Source organism: Paractinoplanes polyasparticus (genome assembly GCF_019710575.1).
GTDB lineage: Bacteria > Actinomycetota > Actinomycetes > Mycobacteriales > Micromonosporaceae > Actinoplanes > Actinoplanes polyasparticus.
In genome coordinates this window covers 298,283-317,937 of the sequence record NZ_JAHWFK010000007.1, presented here as the reverse complement: position 1 = coordinate 317,937, position 19,655 = coordinate 298,283, and the positions used below count along the sequence as shown (strand labels likewise).

The 19,655-nt window shown below is 69.9% G+C and carries 22 protein-coding genes; 6 read left to right on the top strand and 16 right to left on the bottom strand.

Annotated elements, in window-relative coordinates:
• Positions 1–43: 43 nt before the first annotated feature.
• Together KXC43_RS10910 and KXC43_RS10905 are read left to right on the top strand one after the other, a co-directional pair.
• Positions 44–2,641: an FtsK/SpoIIIE domain-containing protein gene (locus tag KXC43_RS10910; RefSeq protein WP_221375865.1), complete on the top strand. Its 2,598-nt coding sequence runs from the start codon at positions 44–46 to the stop codon at positions 2,639–2,641.
• Positions 2,628–3,377 carry a hypothetical protein gene (locus tag KXC43_RS10905; RefSeq protein WP_221375864.1) on the top strand — a complete coding sequence of 250 codons (750 nt, stop codon included), beginning with the start codon at positions 2,628–2,630 and terminating at the stop codon, positions 3,375–3,377. Before KXC43_RS10910 ends, KXC43_RS10905 begins: the two co-directional genes overlap by 14 nt.
• Positions 3,378–3,655: 278 nt before the next feature.
• Here KXC43_RS10905 and KXC43_RS10900 read toward each other — a convergent pair whose 3' ends face one another.
• Positions 3,656–3,850: a hypothetical protein gene (locus tag KXC43_RS10900; protein ID WP_221375863.1), complete on the bottom strand. Its 195-nt coding sequence runs from the start codon at positions 3,848–3,850 to the stop codon at positions 3,656–3,658.
• A gap of 364 nt (positions 3,851–4,214) precedes the next feature.
• Here KXC43_RS10900 and KXC43_RS10895 point away from each other — a divergent pair, with 364 nt between their 5' ends.
• A complete protein-coding gene (locus KXC43_RS10895; protein WP_221375862.1) occupies positions 4,215–5,510 on the top strand; it encodes a hemolysin family protein in 1,296 nt (431 codons plus the stop codon).
• Here the strand turns inward: KXC43_RS10895 and KXC43_RS10890 are convergent.
• Together KXC43_RS10890 and KXC43_RS10885 are read right to left on the bottom strand one after the other, a co-directional pair.
• On the bottom strand, positions 5,507–5,815 hold the full coding sequence (locus KXC43_RS10890) for a hypothetical protein (protein WP_221375861.1): 309 nt from the start codon (positions 5,813–5,815) through the stop codon (positions 5,507–5,509). The genes KXC43_RS10895 and KXC43_RS10890 overlap by 4 nt on opposite strands.
• Before the next feature lie 35 nt (positions 5,816–5,850).
• Complete coding sequence (locus KXC43_RS10885; RefSeq protein ID WP_221375860.1) at positions 5,851–6,699, bottom strand: 3-hydroxyacyl-CoA dehydrogenase family protein; 849 nt, start codon at positions 6,697–6,699, stop codon at positions 5,851–5,853.
• Positions 6,700–6,838: 139 nt separating this feature from the next.
• On the opposite strand from KXC43_RS10885, the gene KXC43_RS10880 reads away from it, so the two are divergent.
• Positions 6,839–7,177 carry a hypothetical protein gene (locus KXC43_RS10880; protein ID WP_221375859.1) on the top strand — a complete coding sequence of 113 codons (339 nt, stop codon included), beginning with the start codon at positions 6,839–6,841 and terminating at the stop codon, positions 7,175–7,177.
• 18 nt (positions 7,178–7,195) lie between these two features.
• On the opposite strand, the gene murA is transcribed toward KXC43_RS10880, so the two are convergent.
• Positions 7,196–8,482, bottom strand: coding sequence for a UDP-N-acetylglucosamine 1-carboxyvinyltransferase (gene murA, locus KXC43_RS10875; protein WP_221376023.1), 1,287 nt, complete (start codon positions 8,480–8,482; stop codon positions 7,196–7,198).
• 96 nt (positions 8,483–8,578) lie between these two features.
• Here murA and KXC43_RS10870 point away from each other — a divergent pair, with 96 nt between their 5' ends.
• Together KXC43_RS10870 and KXC43_RS10865 are read left to right on the top strand one after the other, a co-directional pair.
• Positions 8,579–9,154: a cob(I)yrinic acid a,c-diamide adenosyltransferase gene (locus KXC43_RS10870; protein WP_221375858.1), complete on the top strand. Its 576-nt coding sequence runs from the start codon at positions 8,579–8,581 to the stop codon at positions 9,152–9,154.
• Complete coding sequence (locus KXC43_RS10865; protein ID WP_221375857.1) at positions 9,154–9,543, top strand: VOC family protein; 390 nt, start codon at positions 9,154–9,156, stop codon at positions 9,541–9,543. Before KXC43_RS10870 ends, KXC43_RS10865 begins: the two co-directional genes overlap by 1 nt.
• 61 nt (positions 9,544–9,604) lie before the next feature.
• Here KXC43_RS10865 and KXC43_RS10860 read toward each other — a convergent pair whose 3' ends face one another.
• The 12 genes from KXC43_RS10860 to KXC43_RS10805 form a co-directional block, all read right to left on the bottom strand.
• A complete protein-coding gene (locus tag KXC43_RS10860) occupies positions 9,605–10,411 on the bottom strand; it encodes a PhzF family phenazine biosynthesis protein (RefSeq protein WP_221375856.1) in 807 nt (268 codons plus the stop codon).
• Between the two features lie 59 nt (positions 10,412–10,470).
• Positions 10,471–10,938, bottom strand: a complete 468-nt coding sequence (locus KXC43_RS10855; protein ID WP_221375855.1) for a DUF2550 domain-containing protein — start codon at positions 10,936–10,938, stop codon at positions 10,471–10,473.
• Between the two features lie 8 nt (positions 10,939–10,946).
• A complete protein-coding gene (locus KXC43_RS10850; protein ID WP_221375854.1) occupies positions 10,947–11,228 on the bottom strand; it encodes a F0F1 ATP synthase subunit epsilon in 282 nt (93 codons plus the stop codon).
• A gap of 94 nt (positions 11,229–11,322) precedes the next feature.
• Positions 11,323–12,444 (bottom strand): LCP family protein, encoded by a 1,122-nt coding sequence (locus tag KXC43_RS10845; RefSeq protein ID WP_438870869.1) that lies wholly within the window; start codon positions 12,442–12,444, stop codon positions 11,323–11,325.
• Positions 12,445–12,600: 156 nt separating this feature from the next.
• Positions 12,601–14,043, bottom strand: a complete 1,443-nt coding sequence (atpD, locus tag KXC43_RS10840; RefSeq protein WP_255643823.1) for a F0F1 ATP synthase subunit beta — start codon at positions 14,041–14,043, stop codon at positions 12,601–12,603.
• The gene (locus tag KXC43_RS10835) at positions 14,043–14,972 is read right to left on the bottom strand and encodes a F0F1 ATP synthase subunit gamma (RefSeq protein ID WP_221375852.1); all 930 of its coding nucleotides are present in this window, start codon (positions 14,970–14,972) and stop codon (positions 14,043–14,045) included. The genes atpD and KXC43_RS10835 overlap by 1 nt, the downstream gene beginning before the upstream one ends.
• A gap of 2 nt (positions 14,973–14,974) precedes the next feature.
• Positions 14,975–16,624, bottom strand: coding sequence for a F0F1 ATP synthase subunit alpha (gene atpA, locus KXC43_RS10830; RefSeq protein ID WP_221375851.1), 1,650 nt, complete (start codon positions 16,622–16,624; stop codon positions 14,975–14,977).
• A gap of 91 nt (positions 16,625–16,715) precedes the next feature.
• A complete protein-coding gene (locus KXC43_RS10825) occupies positions 16,716–17,537 on the bottom strand; it encodes a F0F1 ATP synthase subunit delta (protein WP_221375850.1) in 822 nt (273 codons plus the stop codon).
• Entirely contained in the window at positions 17,537–18,088 is a 552-nt protein-coding gene (locus KXC43_RS10820; RefSeq protein WP_221376021.1) for a F0F1 ATP synthase subunit B, read from the bottom strand. Before KXC43_RS10820 ends, KXC43_RS10825 begins: the two co-directional genes overlap by 1 nt.
• 37 nt (positions 18,089–18,125) lie before the next feature.
• Positions 18,126–18,356 (bottom strand): ATP synthase F0 subunit C, encoded by a 231-nt coding sequence (locus KXC43_RS10815; protein ID WP_221375849.1) that lies wholly within the window; start codon positions 18,354–18,356, stop codon positions 18,126–18,128.
• Between the two features lie 79 nt (positions 18,357–18,435).
• Positions 18,436–19,230, bottom strand: coding sequence for a F0F1 ATP synthase subunit A (atpB, locus tag KXC43_RS10810; protein WP_221375848.1), 795 nt, complete (start codon positions 19,228–19,230; stop codon positions 18,436–18,438).
• Positions 19,231–19,245: 15 nt separating this feature from the next.
• Positions 19,246–19,479, bottom strand: coding sequence for an AtpZ/AtpI family protein (locus tag KXC43_RS10805; RefSeq protein WP_221375847.1), 234 nt, complete (start codon positions 19,477–19,479; stop codon positions 19,246–19,248).
• Positions 19,480–19,655 lie beyond the last annotated feature (176 nt).

Genomic DNA, 19,655 nt, shown 5'->3' with positions numbered 1-19,655 from the left:
GCCAAATCGGTAAAATCCCCCATCATGCGCTACGGGGGGTCGGGTGGTTAGCCACCGCAACGAGCTGGTCGCCGCAGTCCGGCAGGAGCTGGCCGAGGCGCGTGGGGCGGCCCGGGCCGTGCTGGCCGAGGCGGAGTCGGCACGCGGCGAGGCTCTGAACCGGCGACGGCTCGTCCGGGACGCTTACTCGACCTGCCTCAACCAGCTCGCCGAGGCCCGCGACGCCGCCCGGCGCGACATCCAGCGCCGCTTCCAGTTCGAGTCGTCCCGGCTCGCCGGCAACGTGCGGCACCTGGCCGCACTGAGCGCGAGCGGGGCGGCCGGCCTGCCGTGGCGGATGTGGTCGCCGACCGAGCCCGAGCCCGGCACCCGTCCCGGCCTGCTGCGGATCGGCACGCTGACGCTCGACGACACCGCGGCCCTGCCGGCGCTGATCCCGTTCCTCGACGCGGCCCACCTGAACTTCTCGGGGCCGGTCGCCGAGACCGACGCGGTGATCACCGGTCTGCTGCTGCGCGCGCTCGGCACCACCCGGCCGGGAGACGTGCAGCTCACCGTCTACGACCCCGAGCACCTGGGCGGCACGCTGGCCTCGTTCGCCCCGCTCGGCATCTCGTTCGTCGGGCCGGGCAGCCTGGGCGCGACGCTCGACGAGCTGGTCGAGCACATCTGCCGGGTCAACGAGTCGGTGCTGGCGGGCGAGCACCGGTCACTGGCCGACCTGACCGCGGCCACGGCCGGGCCGCGGGCCGAGCCGTGGCGGGTGATCGTGCTGCTGGCCGACGCGGCCACCGCCGACGAGCTGACCAACGGTCAGCGCGCCCAGCTCGACCGGATCGTGCGCACCGGTGTCGCGTGCGGCGTCCATCTCGTCGTACGCGGGCTGGACCTGACCGAGCATCCCAGCGTGCGCCGGCTGACCGTGGGCGACCAGCGGGCCACCTGCGACCTCACCGGCGACCTGGAGATCCGCCTCGACCCACCGCCGCCGGCCGAACGGGTGACCGCCTTCTGCCGGGGCGCCGCCGAGCGACTGCGGGCCGGACCGCCCCCGGCCCGGCTGTCCGATCTGGAGCCGCGCGAGTTCTGGGCCGAGTCCTCCGCCCACGGTCTGGTCGCGCCGATCGGTGACAGCACCGACGGCACGCTGATCCAGGTGCCGCTGGGTGACGATCCGCCGCACGCGCTGATCGGCGGGCCGTCCGGGTCGGGCAAGACCAACCTGATCTACGCCTGGCTGGCCGGGCTGGCCACCCGCTACGGCCCCGAGGAGCTCGCGCTCTACCTGCTCGATTTCAAGGAGGGCGTCTCGTTCGCGCGCTTCGTGCCGGGCCCGCGCGACCCGGGCTGGCTGCCTCAGGTGCGGCTGGCCGGCATCAACGTGAACGGTGACCGCGAGTTCGGCCTGGCCATGCTGCGCCACCTCGGCGAGGAGCTGCGGACGCGGGCCCAGGCGGCCAAGCGGGTGGACGCGTCCAAACTGGCCGAACTGCGGGCCGAGGACCCGGCCGGGCACTGGCCGCGCATCGTCGCCGTGATCGACGAGTTCCAGGTGCTGCTGTCCGGCCGCGACGCGGTCGCCGACGAGGCCGTCGCGCTGCTCGAGGACCTGGCCCGCCGCGGCCGCTCGCAGGGCATCCACCTGATCCTGGCCTCGCAGGACGTCTCCGGCATCGAGGCGCTGTGGGGACGCTCCGGCCTGATCGGACAGTTCACCCTGCGGATCGCCCTGCCCAAGGCCCGCCGCATCCTGGCCGACGACAACCTGGCCGCCGCGGTCATCCCCCGCTTCCACGCGGTGGTGAACACCCAGTCGGGGACGTCCGGGGCCAACCAGATCGTACGGCTCCCCGACGCGGGCGACCGTCTCGTCTGGCGCAGCCTGCAACGACGCCTGTGGCGCGATCGGCCGGACGGGTGCGAGGAGCCCCGCCTCTTCGACGGCGACGCGGTGCCGCTGCTGCCGGAGACCTGCCGCCCGGCCGGCCCGGTGCCCGACGCGGCCAGCCCGGTCGGCTCGTCGCCGGGCGCGGTGCTGGGCGAGCGGATCGATGTGGCCGCCCGGCCGGCCCGGCTGCGGCTGGGACGGATGCCGGGGCGCAACCTGGCCGTGCTCGGCACCCGCACCGACGAGGCCTGCGACGTGCTCGCGGCGGCGGCGTTGTCGCTGGCCGCGCAGGGTCCGGCCCACTTCAGCATCGTCTGCCTGGACCCGGACGCGTCCCGCCCGGCGGCCCGGCTGATGGCCGAGCTGCCCTCGGCCGACTGGTGCGACGCGCCCCCGGCCCTGGAGGAAAGTTCGATCCCGCACTACGTGATCGGCTACGCGCTCGACGCCACGTCCGACGTCTCGCTCCGGACGCTGCTGGCCGAGGGGCCGGAGCGACGTACGCACGTGCTGGGCTGGTGGCGCTCGGTGAACCGGCTGCGCGACTCGCTGGGCGGCGTCGGCGCCCGCCTCGATCCGATCGGGGCCTGGGTGGCCCTCGACGTGCAGGGCGCCGACCTCGCGCCGTTGTATCCCCAGCCCGGCGGTCCGGCCTGGTATCCGCGCAGCCGGCGGGCGCTGTTCTTCGACCGCTCGGTGCACCGCACCCCGGAAGTCATCGTCCCGTACGAGGTGAACAGTGACCACACGTGACCGTCAGCCCATCGGCCGCGACTACCAGCTGATGGTCAGCGCGCTGGCCGAGGCCACGCGCCGCCGCGACGCCGCCCTGAGCAACGCCGAGCAGGCCTACCAGGAGAACGCCGCGCAGGCCGGCGGCGAGCTGGCCCGGGCCGAGAGCGACGCGTTGTCGGCCGACCAGTGGGCCGGGGCCGCGGCGGCGCAGGTGCTCGATGTGGACCGGGAGGCAGCCCGGCTGTGGGACCAGTTGCGGCGGGCCCGCGGTCTGCGCGTACGTGCGCTGGGCGAACTGCCCGAGCCGGTGCCGGTCGAGTCGTTGCCGCGGGCCGCGCTGCCCAGAGCGCCCGAGTCGATGGACCCGCCGACCGTTCGCCAGTCGCCCCGCGCGCTGCTGGCCAAGGCGGCCGAGCGGATCGACTACACGATCCGGCCGGCCGGCCGGCGTTCGTTGCCGCGGTGGGCCCTGCCGTTGCTGCCGATCCTGGGAGCCGTGGTGGCGGCCCTGGCCGGCCTGGTCGGCTCGGGCCTGGTCTCGTTCGGCAGCACCGGGGTGCCGGGCGGCGCGGTGATCCGCGGGCTGGGCTGGCTGGCTTTCCTGGTGGCGCCCTCGGCCGGGGTGCCGGTGGCGGCCCTGTTCGCCCATCGGCGGTTGCAGGCCCGCCTCGACATCGGCGGCATCGGCCTGACGCTGCTGGGCGGCATGATCGCGGCCACCCTGATGTCCCTGGCCTTCGCTTCGACCCACTGAGATGCTCAGGCGTACGGCGTCCTGGGTCCGCATCAGACGCGAGATGTGTGAGGGATACCACCGGCCGCCACCGGCCGGGGTGGCTATGCCGTCGGCGTTCAGCCGGGCACAGATGTCGGCCAGCCGGGCGCCGGCGACGCGCTCGGTCACCACGCGGGCCAGGACGTCGTCGGAGCAGCGGCGCGGCCGGCCGAGCCGCACACCCTGGCGCCGCAGGGTGGCCAGCGCCTCGACCGTGCGCTCGCCGATCAGGCGACGCCGCAGTTCCTCGGCGCGGTTCATCGGGCGTTCCGCAGGAACCGCAACAGCTGGCGCAGGACGCCGGCCGCGTGCCGCCGCCGTTCGGGGTTGGGATGGAAGAGCGTGACGGCCAGGGTCAGCCCGACGTACAGAACGAACGCGCCGAGCAGACAGGCGATCATGACGGCGGCCCCGCCCACGGCCGGGCTGATGGATTCGAGAAGGGTGAACACGGCGGCTACCTCCGGTCGTGCGGGGGCCGCTCCGTACGGCCCCAGGATCCCGAGTGCCGTAGCAAGGCAGCCCCACGGTTCGAGGCCAACATTCCCCCGGGCGCAAGGCCCTGGATCGTGCGGCCCCTTCGGGGGGTCTGCGTCTACTACGGCACCCGGTTGCCGCCGGGTGCCGAACCAAGTTCGTCTCTTGTCCCTGAACGGTAAACCCGCGGCTCCACTTTCCGGTAAAGGGTCGCCCGGAGGTGGAGCGCGGTCGCTACGGTCGTACGCGTGGAACGCGACGGCCTACTCTGACAGGCTTGATCCCGGTCACCGGCGGGTAAACCGGCGTGATCCCTGAGCTGAGGAGTTGGTCGCCGCCATGGGCGGATATGGCTGGCAGATTGTTCTCGTCATCGTGCTGGTGCTGCTGAACGCGGCGTTCTCGGGCAGCGAGATGGCCCTCATCTCGCTGCGCGACAGTCAGCTCCAGCGGCTCGAGCGGCAGTCGCGCACCGGACGCACGCTGGCGAAACTGGCCCGCGACCCGAACCGGTTCCTGGCCACCATCCAGATCGGGATCACGCTGGCCGGCTTCCTGGCCTCCGCCTCGGCCGCGGTCTCGCTGGCCAAGCCGCTGACCGGTCCGCTCAGTTTCCTCGGCGACGCCGCCAACGCGGTGTCGATCGTGCTCGTCACCATCGTGCTGACCTTTTTCACGCTGGTCGTCGGCGAGCTCGCCCCCAAGCGTGTCGCGATGCAGCGGGCCGAGGGCTGGGCGATGGTGGTGGCCCGCCCGCTCGACATGCTGGCGGCGCTGTCCCGGCCGGCGGTCTGGCTGCTCGGCAAGTCGACCGACATGATCGTCCGCGTCACCGGCAACGATCCCGACGCCGGCCGCGAGGAGGTGACCACCGAGGAGATCCGCGACCTGGTCACCCAGCAGCAGGAGTTCACCCCCGAGCAGCGCACCATCATCAGCGGCGCGTTCGAGATCGCCGACCGGATCCTGCGCGAGATCCTCGTACCGCGAAGGGACGTTCTGGTCGTTCCGGCCGACGCGCCGTCGCACGAGGCGCTCAGTCAGCTGATCGCCGGCGGGCACTCGCGGGCGCCGGTCACCGGGCCGATGGGCCTGGACGACGTGCTCGGCGTGGTGCACCTGCGCGACCTGGTGGACGCCGAAGGTCCCGTAAGCGGTCACATGTTCGCCCCGCTGTTCCTGCCCGAGACGCTCAAGGTGTCGGACGCGATGCGCCAGATGCGCGTCCAGCGTCAGCAGCTGGCCCTGGTGGTCGACGAGCGCGGCGCGATCGACGGCATCATCACCATGGAGGACCTGGTCGAGGAGATCGTCGGCGAGATCTACGACGAGACCGACCGCGACGTGCAGTCCGTGGTGCACGAGACGGACGGGGCGATGCTGCTGCCCGGCACCTTCCCGATCCACGACCTGCCCGACATCGGCGTCGACGTCGAGCGCCTCGACGAGGGCGATTACACGACGGTCGCCGGCCTCGTGCTGGCCCACCTCGGGCACATCCCGACCGAGCCGGGCGAGGTGGTCGAGATCGACGGGCACTCGGCCGAGGTCGCCGAGGTCACCGGCCGCGCGATCACCAAGGTGCGGCTGCGGGTGGCCTCACGCGACCTCGAGGAGCAGGAGCAGGCGTCCTAGCTGGTGCCGTTGTAGGCGACCGAGAGGATCGCGTGCGCGACCAGCACGGCCTGGTCCATCGAGTCGTACGGGCCGACGCGCAGCTCGACGGTGTGGGTGCCGAAGACCGCCCGCACCGTCCAGCTGTTCGGATGCCGGTCGTCCTCCCGGCTGTGGTTGACCACGACCTGGGTGGCCGACCGCACGCTGATGGCCGACCACCTGTCCTCCGTCGTGCCCCAGGCCCGGAACCAGCCCGGAGCGACAGCCAGGGCGGCCTTGCTCGCCTCGGCCAGCGCCCACTGCATGTCCTCCGGCGCTGCCATGCCCGTTTTATTCACATCAGGCATGATAGGCCAGGTCAGTACGAGTAGAAGCCCTTGCCGCTCTTCCGGCCGAGGTCGCCGGCCTGAACCATGCGCTGGAGCAGCTCGGGCGGGAAGAACTTCTCGTCGGCGGTGTCGCGGTAGATGTTGGTCGCCGCGTTCAGCATGACGTCGAGGCCGGTCAGGTCGACCGTGGCCAGCGGGCCCATCGAGTGCCCGAAGCCCAGCTTCATCACCGTGTCGAGGTCGGCTGGGCTGACCACGCCCGACTCGACCAGCTTGACCGCCTCGACCAGGATCGCCGAGAACAGCCGGTTGGAGACGAAGCCGGCGACGTCGCGCTTGACCTCGACACAGGTCTTGCCGACCTCTTCGGCGTAGGCGCGGGCCGCGGCCAGCGTCTCGTCGGAGGTCTGGTAGCCGCGGACCAGCTCGACCAGCTTCATCATCGGCACCGGCGAGAAGAAGTGGATGCCGACGACCGACTCAGGCCGCGCGGTCACCGTGGCGATCTGGGTGATCGGGATGGCCGAGGTGTTGGTGCCGAGCACGGCGTCGGCCTTGCAGATCTTGTCGAGGGTGCGGAAGACCTCGTGCTTGGCCTCCACCTTCTCGTAGATCGCCTCGACCACCACGTCGGCGTCGGTGGCCGCGTCGAGGTCGGTGGTGGGAGTGATCCGGGCGAGGGTCGCCTCGGCCTCCTCCTCGGTGATCCTGCCCTTGGCCGCGAACCGGCTCAGCGAGTCGCGGATCGCCGCCATGCCGCGGCCGGTCGCCGCGTCGTCCACGTCGCGCATGGTGACCTGCCAGCCGGCCTGGGCCGAGACCTGCGCGATGCCGGAACCCATCAGTCCGGAGCCGATGACCGCCAAACGACCCGCCATGAAAGTGCACTCCTCTGTGACGCCGGAAACAACAAGCTCACCCTAGCGGGGCTACTGAACGGAAACTCAGGCCAGGGGTGGCCCCTCTATCGGGGCAATTCCGCCGAAAAACGCCCGCTTCCGGTGCGAGACTGTGCCCATGGCGCCAGAGAACGGCTGGTACCTCATCGGGCCGCTGATCGCCGTCGGCCTGGTCGGGTTCCTCGGAGTGATCTTCTGGCGGATGGGCCTGCAATGGACCTCGGCCCGGGACGGCGAATCAGCCCCGGACGGGCTGGCCATCTTCGGTGAGCGCGAGCCCGACTACGGACTGCTCCGCCCGGCCGCCATCGCCGCCGACTCCGAGGTCGCCGACGAGATACGCCGGCGGCTCGGCGACGCCGGGATCAGAGCAACCCAGACGCGCGACCGGGACGGGCGCACGGTCGTGCTGGTCTTCGCCGACCAGGTCGAGGAAGCGCGGCGGCTCGTGCTCTGAGGCACTTCGAGCCCCGTTTCAGAAGTCGAACGTCGGCTCCGGCACGTCGGCCCGCTCGACCTCGACGCCCAGCTTGGCCAGATCGTTGACGAAGTCGGGGTAGCCGCGGTCGATGTGGTGCACCTCGCCGACCTCGGTGACACCCTCGGCGCACAGACCGGCGATGACCAGCCCGGCCCCGGCCCGGATGTCGGTGGCCCGTACCGGCGCCCCGGACAGCCTGTCGCGCCCGTTCACGACCGCGTGGTGGCCGTCGGTGCGGATGTCGGCGCCCAGGCGCACCATCTCGTTCACGAACATGAAGCGGCCGTCGAAGATGTTCTCGGTCACGAGCGAGGAGCCCTCGGCCACCGAGGCCAGGCCCAGCGCCATCGGCAGCAGGTCGGTCGCGAACCCCGGGTAGGGCAGGGTCACCACGTCGACCGCCTTGGGACGCTCGGACATGCGTACGCGGAACTGGTTGTCGCCCGGCTCGACCGTGGCCCCCGCCGTGACCAGTTTGTCGAGCGCGAGGTCGAGGAACTCGGGCCGCACACCGTTCACCATGACGTCGCCGCGGGTCATCGCGGCCGCGAAGGCCCAGGTGCCGCCGACGATCCGGTCGCCGATGGTGCGGTGCCGCACCGGCTGCAACGACTCGACGCCCTCGATGGTCAGGGTCGACGTGCCGGCGCCGTCGATCCGCGCGCCCATCGCCGTCAGCATCTCGCAGATGTCGACGATCTCGGGCTCGCGGGCCGCGTTGTCGATCTCGGTGACGCCCTTGGCCAGCACGGCCGCCATCAGCAGGTTCTCGGTGGCGCCGACACTCGGGAAGTCCAGCCAGATCTTGCTGCCGCGCAGGCCGCCGGGCGCCGAGGCGATGACAAAACCGTGCTCGCCGGAGATCTGCGCGCCCATCCGGGCCAGACCGGAGACGTGCATGTCGAGTCCCCGCGAGCCGATCATGTCGCCGCCGGGGAGGGCGACCCGGACGTAGCCCGTCCGCGCGAGGAGCGGACCCAGCACGCAGATCGATGCCCGCAGGCGCCGGACCAGGTCGTAGTCGGCCTCGCTGCCCGGCTCGGCGGGCACGTCGATGGTCGCCTGACCGCCCTCGAGCGTCACCTGACAGCCCAGCCGGCGCAGCACCTCAGCCATGATCGCAATGTCGGTGATGCGCGGAACGTTCTCGACCACACTGCGGCCCGGCGCGAGCAGGGCCACCGCCATCAGCTTGAGCGCCGAGTTCTTCGCACCGCCGACAGTGACCTCACCGGTCAGCGGCGTGCCGCCCTTCACCCTGATCACATCCACGCGGGCCATGGTATGGGCCGCCCGCACGGGCGCGCTCCGTCGGGGTCGGTATGACGGCCGGCCCGACAGGCGAGGCCGGGCGGGGATCCCTATTAGGCTCGGCTGATGGCCGTTCACCTGACCCGCATATACACCCGTGCCGGCGACGCCGGGCAGACCCGCCTGGGCAACAACGAGGTCGCCGACAAGACCGATCCGCGCATCGTCGCGTACGCCGACACCGACGAGTGCAACGCCGCGCTGGGGGTGGCTCTGGCCCTCGGCGACCTGCCGCCCGACCTCCGCACGGTGCTGACGGCCATCCAGAACGATCTGTTCGACGTCGGGGCCGACCTGTGCAACCCCGAGACCGAGGACCCGCCGTACCCGCCGCTGCGGATCACCGAGGAGTACGTGACCCGCCTCGAGGGCTGGTGCGACGAGTTCAACGAGAAGCTGCCCGCCCTCGACAGCTTCATCCTGCCGGGTGGTACCGCCGGCGCCGCGCTGCTGCACGTGGCCCGCACGGTGGCGCGCCGGGCCGAACGGTCGACGTGGACGCTGCTGCGGGCCGACCCGTCGCGGACGAGCGACCTGCCCGCGAAATATCTGAACCGCCTGTCCGACCTGCTGTTCATCCTGTCCCGGACGGCCAACCCGGGCGGCGACGTGAAGTGGGTGCCGGGCGGCGGCGCGGCCTGATGCTGCACCACGTCGAGCTGTGGGTGCCGGATCTCGCCGGGGCGACCGGCCCGTGGGGCTGGCTGCTCGGCGAGCTGGGCTGGCAGCCGTACCAGGAGTGGCCGGGCGGCCGGTCCTGGCTGTGCGACCGCGTCTACCTGGTGCTGGAGCAGTCGCCCGCCCTCTCGAGCGACGTGCACGACCGGCTCGCGCCCGGGCTCAACCACCTGGCGTTCAACGCGGGCAGCCGGGCCGAGGTCGACCGTCTGACCGCCGCTGCGGCCGGCCACGGCTGGGCGCTGCTGTTCCCCGATCGTCATCCCCGCGCGGGCGGCCCGGAGTCGTACGCCGCCTATCTGGAAGACGCCTGGGGCTTCGAGGTCGAGCTGCAGAGCGGGAAACCCGGATGAGATGACGGATCCGCGCCGGGGCGGTCGGCCGACCGCCCCGGCGCCGTCCGGCGCACTCCGGTCAGGCCGTGAGGGTGCCGTCGATGACGGTGACCGCCTGGCCGGTGAGGTGGGTGCGGTCGCCGTGCAGAGAGACCCGGACGTAGCCGCCGCGGGCCGACGCCTGGTAGCCGACCAGGTCGGTGCGGCCGCCCAGCTTGGCCGACCAGAACGGCGCCAGCGCGGTGTGGGCGCTGCCGGTGACGGGGTCTTCCCCGACACCGGCGGCGGCGCCGAAGAAGCGGGAGACGAAGTCGTAGTCGGCGGCCGGGTCGTCGGCCCGGGCCGTCACGATCACGCCGCGCCGCTCGTAGCCGGCCAGGGTGGCCAGGTCGGGGGTGAGCCGGCGCACCGCGGCCTCGTCGTACAGCTCGAGCAGCAAGTCGTCGGTGTTCGGGCCGGTGTGGTGGACCGAGACGGGCGTGGCGCCCAGCACGTCGAGCAGCTCGGGGTCGGCGGCCACGGGGGCCAGCGGCGCGGTCGGGAAGTCAAGCGTGAACCAGCCCTTGTCGACAGCGGTGGCGGTCAGCACACCGCTGCGGGTGGCGAACCGCACGGTGCCGTCGATCGCCAGCACATGGGCGGTGGCCAGCGTGGCGTGGCCGCACAGCGCCACCTCGACGGCGGGAGTGAACCAGCGAAGCGCGTAGTCGGCCTCGCCGGCTGGGTCGAGCGGGTGGACGAAGGCGGTCTCGGAGAGGTTGACCTCGGCCGCGACCGCGGCCATCCACTGCTCGTCGGGGAAGTCGGGCTGGTCGAGCACCACGACACCGGCGGAGTTGCCCGCGAACGGGCGGTCGGTGAAGGCGTCGACGATTCGGATGCGCATGGCTCGACGCTAGAAGAGCGAGGCCGGGGCAACGAGAGCCAATCTGCGGAGCGCGGCCGTCACTGCTCTATCGGGTCGGGGCGGATGGCCGGGCGGGGCGCGACGCTGCCGGGCTGGCCGGGCGGGGCCGCCTCGAGCCAGGAGAGAAAGCCGGTCACCGTGGACTCGGCCATCGCGATCTCGATCTCGTCGAGGGTGGTGGACAGGCGCAGGATCACCCAGTGGCCGGGCATCGTGAGCCGTTCGGGACCCTCGGGAAGCCGCCGGCCCTCGACCACGGTCGACGAGCGGTCGAGCGTGCGCTTGGGACGGACGGCGTAGCTGAACATGCGGTGGATGCGCAGCGTGCTCCCGGCGAACTGGCCGATCGCCGTGGACCAGCCGCGGCCCGGCACGAGCTCGCTGATGCGGATCTGGAGGCGAATGGTTCCGCCGCCGGCCATGAGCAGCCGGCGGCGGAAGAAAACCAGGAACAGGAGCGCGAGCAGCGCGACGACGCAGATTCCGAAGACTTCCAGAACCCGCATCGCCGGAGTCAGCGGGACTCGGGGGTGGCGGGCGTGGCGCTCTCGGCGAGGACGGTCACACCGTCGGCGTCGATCGAGAGGAAGCCGCCCGATACGTCGTACGTGAGCTGTTCGCCGCCGGCGAGCTTGACCCGCACCTGCGACGGCTCCTTGAGCAGGCCCAGGAGCGGCGAGTGACCCGGCAGCACACCGATCTCACCCTCGGTGGTGCGCGCGACGAGCATCTCGGCCTCACCGGACCAGACGCGTTCCTCGACGGCGACGACCTTGACGGGCAGCTGGTTGGCCACGCTGTCTCCCTGTTCAGGCTGCTTCAACTATTGGGTGAAGTCTAAACGGCCCTCGTGGCCGCCGTGGTAACGGGGTGTCGACTACCACATGTGATCAGCTGTTGGTGCTGATGTATTCGGGATTCCGGAAGATGAAGTTGCGGACCTGATCCTGCCGGACGGCGGCGAAGAAGTCCTTCGCGGTCGAGTCCAGTTCCTCGCCCCGGTAGCGCCCGTTGTCGATGATCGAGCTGCCGGGCAGCTTGATCAGGGTCATGTCGTCGGAGCGGACGTTCTTCAGCGCGAACCCCCAGTCGACCACCGAGTGGCCGTTGCCGTCGAAGATCAGCGCCTTGCCCGCCGCCTTGAGCACCTTGTCGAGCTTGGCCGGGTTGGTGACCACGTTCTTGCTCAGCGCCTGCTTGGCCATGGCCTTGATGAACTGCTGCTGGTGCCGCTGGCGGTCGTAGTCGCCCCGGGGCAGGCCGTAGCGCTGCCGCACGTAGTCGAGGGCCTGCCACGCCTGGAGGTGGTAGGTGCCCTTCTTGTATTCCGCCTGGGGGCCGTAGTACGGGTGCGCGCAGGAGTTGTCGGCGCAGCGGGACAGGCGCGGGCGGGGCTTGCCGTTGGGCTGGAGGTGCTCCGACTTGACGTTCTGGTCGATCGTCATGGTGACGCCGCCCATGGCCTCGACGATCGCCTTGAAGCCGTTGAAGTTGATGATCGCGCCGGCGTCGAAGGTCGGGATGCCGGTGAGCTGACCGACCGTCTTGGCGAGCAGGTCGAAACCCTGCACCACGTCGTGCTTGCCGTTGCCGACCGCACTGCCGTACCCCATGGCGGCGTTGATCTTGGAGCGGCCGCCCTTGAAGCCGGTCTTGGCGAAGGGCGGGATGTCGACCACCAGGTCGCGCGGGATGGAGAACAGGTACGCCTGCTTCATGTCGGCCGGGATGTGGGCCACGATGATCGAGTCCGACAGCGGGGTCTGCTCGTCGCTGCGCGGGTCGATGCCGACCAGCAGGATGTTGAGCGGGCCCTTGATGGCGGAGACCTTCTGCTCGCTGCCGGCGGCGGCCGCGTCGCCGAACAGGTCTTTCGTCTCGACCGCGCCGGCGTAGCGCGACACCAGCACCTGCTGGGCGACCAGGGCGCCACCGGCCACGACCATGAGCACGCACCCGAAGATGGCGCAGAGCCGAGCCCACAGGGGCGTCCGCTTCGAAGACTTCGTCACGTGCTCCCCTTCGATCACGACCGATGGTCAAGAGTAACCAGTGCCGTCGGTCCTCGCGCGCTACAACCACCACAAATCGGACATGGTTACGGCCGGAAACGCCGGAGCCGCGCCGACTGTGACAGTCGGCGCGGCTCCGGTGACGCAGAGGCTGAATCAGCCCTTCATGAGCTCGTGCGCGTTCTTCTCGAGGTCCTCGAGGCCACCGCACATGAAGAAGGCCTGCTCGGGGAAGTTGTCGTACTCGCCCTCGCTGATCTTCTTGAACGCCTCGATGGTCTCCTTCAGCGGGACCGTCGAGCCGGGAACGCCGGTGAACTGCTCGGCGGCGTACGTGTTCTGGGAGAGGAAACGCTCGATGCGGCGAGCCCGCTGCACCGTGACCTTGTCCTCTTCCGAGAGCTCGTCCATGCCGAGGATGGCGATGATGTCCTGCAGGTCCTTGTACTTCTGCAGGATGCGCTGCACCTCACGGGCGACCGCGTAGTGCTCGGCGCCGACGTATTCCGGCGCGAGGATCCGCGAGCTGGAGGCCAGCGGGTCCACGGCGGGGTAGATGCCCTTGTCCGAGATCGACCGCTCGAGGTTCGTGGTCGCGTCCAGGTGAGCGAACGTGGTGGCCGGCGCCGGGTCGGTGTAGTCGTCGGCGGGCACGTAGATCGCCTGCAGCGAGGTGATCGCCTTGCCGCGGACCGACGTGATCCGCTCCTGCAGCTGGCCCATCTCGTCGGCCAGGGTGGGCTGGTAACCCACGGCGGACGGCATGCGGCCGAGCAGCGTCGACACCTCGGAGCCGGCCTGGGTGAACCGGAAGATGTTGTCGATGAAGAGCAGCACCTCCTGGTTCTGGACGTCCCGGAAGTACTCCGCCATGGTCAGCGCGGTCAGCGCGACGCGCAGCCGGGTGCCCGGCGGCTCGTCCATCTGGCCGAAGACGAGGGCGGTCTTGTCGAGAACGCCACCCTCCTCCATCTCGAGGATGAGGTCGTTGCCCTCGCGGGTGCGCTCACCCACGCCGGCGAACACCGAGGTGCCGCCGAAGTTACGGGCAACGCGGATGATCATCTCCTGGATGAGCACCGTCTTGCCCACGCCCGCGCCGCCGAACAGGCCGATCTTGCCACCACGCACGTACGGCGCGAGCAGGTCGAGCACCTTGATGCCGGTCTCCAGCATCTCGGTCTTGGGCTCGAGGTCGGCGAACGCCGGCGGCTTGCGGTGGATCGACCAGCGCTCCTGGATGTCCAGGGTCGACGGGTCGGCGTTGAGCACCTCGCCGAGGGCGTTGAAAACGTGGCCCTTGGTCACGTCGCCGACGGGCACCGAGATGCCCGCGCCGGTGTCGGTGACCTCGGCGCCGCGCACCAGGCCGTCGGTCGGCTGCATCGAGATGGCGCGGACGATGTTGTCACCCAGGTGCTGGGCGACCTCCAGCGTCAGCGTCTTGGTGCCGCCCGAGAGGGTCACCGAGACGTGCAGCGCGTTGTAGATGTCGGGCATGGCGTCCCGCGGGAACTCGGCGTCGACGACCGGGCCGATGACCCGGACGACGCGGCCGGTGCCGGTCTCCGTCTTGGTGGGCTCAGCTACAGCAGTCATCACATATCACTTCCTGCCGAGGACAGCGCTTCGACGCCGCCGACGATCTCACTGATTTCCTGGGTGATCGCGGCCTGCCGCGCGGAGTTCATCTCCCGCGTGTACCGCTTGAGCAGGTCGTTCGCGTTGTCCGACGCGCTCTTCATCGCCCGTCGCCGGGAGGCCGACTCGCTGGCCGCCGAGTCCAGCAACGCCGCGTAGATCCGCGTGTTGAGGTATTTCGGCAGCAGCGCGTTCAGCAGCTCGTCGGCGTCCGGCTCGAACTCGTAGGCCGGGCGCAGACCGGGCTCGGCCTCGCGCTCCTCGACGTGCATCGGGGCCAGGAAGTGCGCCTCGGCGCTCTGCGTCATCAGCGACTTGAACTGCGTGCTGACGATGTGCAGCTCGTCGACGCCCTGGATGCCGTCCGGGCCGTAGTGCGCATCGGTGTCGTCCGCGCCGGCGACGAACGCCTCCAGCAACGCGTCACCGATGGTCTTCGCGTCGGAGAACGACGGCCGCTCGGAGAAGCCGGTCCAGCTGGCCTCGATCGGCCGGTTGCGGAACCGGTAGTAGCCCACGCCCTTGCGGCCGACCACGTACAGCACCGTTTCCTTGCCGTCCGCCTTGAGCCGGGCGATCAGCTGCTCGGCCGTCCGGATGGCGTTGGCGTTGTAGGCGCCGGCCAGGCCGCGGTCGCTGGTGACCAGCAGGACACCCGCCCGCCGGACCCGCTCGCGCGGGACCAGCAGGGGGTTGTCGACCGAGGCGTTCGAGGCGAGCGCGGTCAGGACCTGGGTAATTGCTTCCGAGTACGGCTTGGAAGCGGTGACCCGTTCCTGAGCCTTGGCGATCCGGCTGGTCGCGACCAGCTCCTGAGCCTTGGCGATCTTCGCGGTCGACTTGACGGTGCGGATGCGCCGCCGGAGTGCCTGTACCTGACCGGCCATGACTACTGCTCTTCAGCCGGACGGCGGACCTCGCGGGTCACCGTCTCATGGGTCTCGCGGCCCTCGGCGAGCGCCTCGACCTCAGGGTCGTTCGCCCGGACGCCGGTGTTGCCCTGCTTGAAGAGCTCCTTGAACTCCACCACGCCGGACTTCAGGCTCTCCACGTTGTCGTCCGTGAGCACGTTGGACGACTCGATGGAGGTGTAGAGGTCGCTGCGGTGACGCCGGATCCACTCCAGCAGCTCGCCCTCGAAGCGGCGCACGTCGCCGACCGGGATGTCGTCGAGCTGGCCGGTGGTGCCCGCCCAGATCACGATGACCTGGTCGACCACCGAGTAGGGCGAGTACTGCGGCTGCTTGAGCAGCTCGACCAGCCGGACGCCCTTCTCCAGCTGCGCCCGCGACGCGCGGTCCAGGTCGGAGGCGAAGGCCGAGAAGGCCTCCAGCTCACGGAACTGGGCAAGGTCGAGGCGGAGGCGGCCGGAGACCGAGCGCATCGCCTTGACCTGCGCCGAGCCACCGACCCGCGACACCGAGGTGCCGACGTTGATGGCAGGGCGGACACCCGAGGCGAACAGGTCGGACTCGAGGAAGATCTGCCCGTCGGTGATCGAGATGACGTTCGTCGGGATGTAGGCCGAGATGTCGTTGGCCTTCGTCTCGATGATCGGCAGACCGGTCATCGAGCCGCCACCGAGCTCGTTGGAGAGCTTGGCGCAGCGCTCGAGCAGACGCGAGTGCAGGTAGAAGACGTCACCGGGGTACGCCTCACGACCCGGCGGGCGGCGCAGCAGCAGCGACACCGCTCGGTAGGCCTCGGCCTGCTTGGTCAGGTCGTCGAAGACGATGAGGACGTGCTTGCCGTTGTACATCCAGTGCTGTCCGATGGACGAGCCGGTGTACGGGGCGATGTACTTGAAGCCGGCCGGGTCGGACGCCGGCGAGGCGACGATCGTCGTGTACTGCAGAGCGCCCTCGGCCTCGAGCGTGCCGCGGATGCTGGCGATCGTCGACGCCTTCTGGCCGATGGCGACGTAGATGCAGCGAACCTGCTTCTCCGGGTCGCCGGATTCCCAGTTGGCCCGCTGGTTGATGATCGTGTCGAGCGCGACCGTGGTCTTGCCGGTCTTGCGGTCACCGATGATCAGCTGGCGCTGTCCGCGCCCGATCGGCGTCATGGCGTCGATCGCCTTGATGCCGGTCTGCAGCGGCTGCTTCACCGGCTGCCGCGCCATGACGTTCGGCGCCTGCAGCTCGAGCTCGCGGAAGCCCTCGTTGGCGATCTCGCCACGGTCGTCGATCGGGTTGCCCAGCGCGTCGACGACGCGACCGAGGAAGGCGTCGCCGACCGGGACCGAGAGGACGCGGCCGGTCCGCTTGACCTTCTGGCCCTCTTCGATGCCGGTGAAGTCGCCCAGGACCACGGCGCCGATCTCGCGGACGTCGAGGTTCAGGGCGAGGCCCAGCGTGCCGTCCTCGAATTCGAGCAGTTCGTTGGTCATCGTCGAGGGCAGGCCCTCGACGTGCGCGATGCCGTCGCCCGCATCGGAGACGATGCCGACCTCCTCGCGGGAGACCTCGGGCGTGTAGGACGAGACGTAGCGCTCTAGCGCCCCCCGGATCTCGTCCGAGGAGATGGTCAGCTCGGCCATCCTCTGCCTTCTCTGTCTAGCTCGGGACGTTCCCGCCACCGAGGGGGTCTGCTCGACCCGGCGGTGTGACCCGCCGATCGAGAGGAAAGAACTATTTAGCGAACGCCTGCTTGGCCGCGTTCAGCCGGCGCAGGATCGTGCCGTCGTAGAGGTCGGAGCCGACCTGGACACTGACCCCGCCGATGATCGAGGGATTGACGTTGACCTTCAGCGAGACCTGCCGGCCGTACATGGTGGCCAGCTTGCCGGCCAGGGCCTGCTCCTCCGCCTCGCTGAGCGGCTTGGCAACCGTCACGTACGCCACCTCGCGGTCGCGTTTCGCGGCGGTCCACTCCACCAGGCGAGTCAGCGAGGACTCGAACCCACGGCCGCCGAGGCCCGCGATGGCCACCTCGATGAGCCGCCCACTGACGAGCTGAGCCTTGCCTTTCAGCAGGTCGTTCACCAGTCTAACGCGACGATCGATCGGCGCGCCTGGATCGCTCAGCGTGACCGCCAGCTCCGGCGTGCCGGAGACGATCTGCCCGAAACGGAAGAGCTCGTCCTCGACCTCGGCCAGCTTGCCGTCCCGCTCCGCCGAGTCCAGCAGCGCGTCGACGCCGAGCCGCTCCGTGGCGTCCAGCAGTTCGCTGGGCCGGGAGAAGCGGCCCGCCACCAGCGTGGCGAGCGCGTCCGCAGTGACCTGCGTGACCTTCCCGGAGAGCAGGGACCGGAACAGTTCGCCCCGGTCGGCGCCGCTGCGGGAAGGGTCGGTCAGCGCACGGCGCAGCCTGGGCTGCGCCCGGAGCAGCGCGGCCACCGACAGGATCTCGTCGGCGACCGTGGCGACCTGCGCGGCCGTGGCCGTGCCGGTCGCCCCGCTGAGCTTCTCGGAAGCCGCGGCGAAGGACTGCTGGCTGACGCTCGACGCCATCAGCGCCGCCCGCCCGCCGAGCCGGCCGGGCCGAGCTCGTTGATGAAGCGCTCCACAGTGCCCCGGCTGCGAGCCTCGTCGGCGAGAGCCTCGCCCACGATCTTGCTGGCCAGGTCCACCGCCAGCGTGCCGACCTCGGCACGCAGCTCACGCACGATGCTCTCGCGCTGTGCGGCGAGCTGCTCCTGGCCGGCGCCGATGATGCGGTCCGACTCCTCGCGGGCCTTGGCCAGGATGTCCTGGCGAATGCCTTCGGAGTCGGCCCGGGCCTCGTCGCGGATGCGCGCGGCCTCGGTGCGAGCCTCGGCCAGCTGGGCCTTGTACTGCTCCAGGAGCTGGTTGGCCTCGGCCTGAGCAGCCTCGGCGCGCTTGATGCCACCCTCGATCGCATCCACCCGCGCCGCGAAGGTCTTCTCCATCATGGGGAAGACGAACTTCATCAGCACGAAGCAGAGGATCGAGAAGGCGATCAGGCCGAGGACGACCTCCTGCCAGAGCGGGATGATCGGGTTGTGCTCCGCGGCGCCCTCTTCGGCGGCGACGGTCAGAATCTCGGTGATCATGGACACCTCCTAACGAGGCTGCACGTCAGACAGAGCCGGCCCAGATGAAGCCGAAGGCGATACCCAGCAGGGCGAGCGCCTCGATAACGGCGAAGCCGATCCAGACGTACGGCAGGGTCAGGCGGGAAGACTCCGGCTGACGAGCGGTCGACTGGATGTAGGCCGAGAAGACCAGACCAACACCGATGCCGGGGCCGATGGCGGCGAGGCCGTAACCGATGGCAGCGGTGCTGCCGACAACTTCGGCGAGAAGCATTTCAGGATCCTCCTGGTATCTCGCGTGACGTTCACGCGGGACGACAAACGGGGTGATGCGTGGTGGTGCGGGGAACAGCTCAGTGCTCGTCGGCGAGCGCGCCCTGGACGTAGCTCGCGGTCAGCACCGTGAAGACGTAGGCCTGGAGGCAGATGACCAGGAACTCCAGGAAGGTCAGCGCGATGGTCATCACCCAGGAGACGAGCGAGAACGGCGCGAACCAGAGGTTGGCGTTCAGCATCGCGAAGCCGCCCAGCGTGAACACCAGCAACAGCATGTGGCCGGCGAACATGTTGGCGAACAGACGAACGGCGAGCGAGAACGGCCGCACCAGGAACGTCGAGAAGAACTCGATCGGGATGAGCAGCGGCAGGATGAACCACGGCGCCGGCGGGATCAGCGCGTGCTTGAAGTACTTCAAGCCGCCGTGGTGCTTCATGCCGATGTAGATGAACATCACGTAGCTGATGACCGCGAGGATGGCCGGGAAGGCGATGTGCGAATTCGGCGAGATCTGCGCGAACGGCACGATGGCCCAGAAGTTCATCAGCAGGATGAAGACGAACAGCGTGGTGAGGTAAGGCGCGAAATTGACGCCGCGCTTGCCGAGCATGTCGACCGCGATGTTGTTGCGCACGAAGCCGTAGATGCTTTCGGCCAGCCACTGCTTCTTGGTCGGCACCAGCTGCGGCTTCCGGTACGTGACCAGGAAGAAGATGATGATCGCCGCCACCGAGACCCACATCAGAGCCGTGATCTTGGTGAACCAGTAGCTGTCGTGCGCGCCCCACGGCACGATGCTGGGCAGATAGAAGTCCTCGACGCTCGGGGGGAATGGAACTTCCGAGGCGAGGACCAACGACTGACCGATCACCGTAGCCCTTTCCTGTCAGGCGCCGAGACGGCGCACGATGAGGTAGACACCGCCGCCGACACCGACGACCGCGCCGATACCGGCGAAGATGCCCGTCGTGCCGACCCAGTGATCAACCAGCCAACCGATCGCTCCCCACACCAACATGCCCGAAATGAGGTAAGCGACCGCAGTCATACCCATGCCCGTGTCGGGTGGGGGCTGGTCGTCGCTACCGCTGGGTTTCCTGGGAGGTTCTTGACCGGTCATGACGGCCCGAACGATATCAGCAGGAAAGACGAGGCTAAGCGGGACCCCCCGCACAACCGAAGCTGTCCAGGCGTCAGGGGTCTCGCAACTGGAAGGACACGGTACTCCCCCTTCGCCATAACCCAACAAGCCATAAGCGTTCACGTCACCGTTTCGTGGTCAACAAACCACGAATG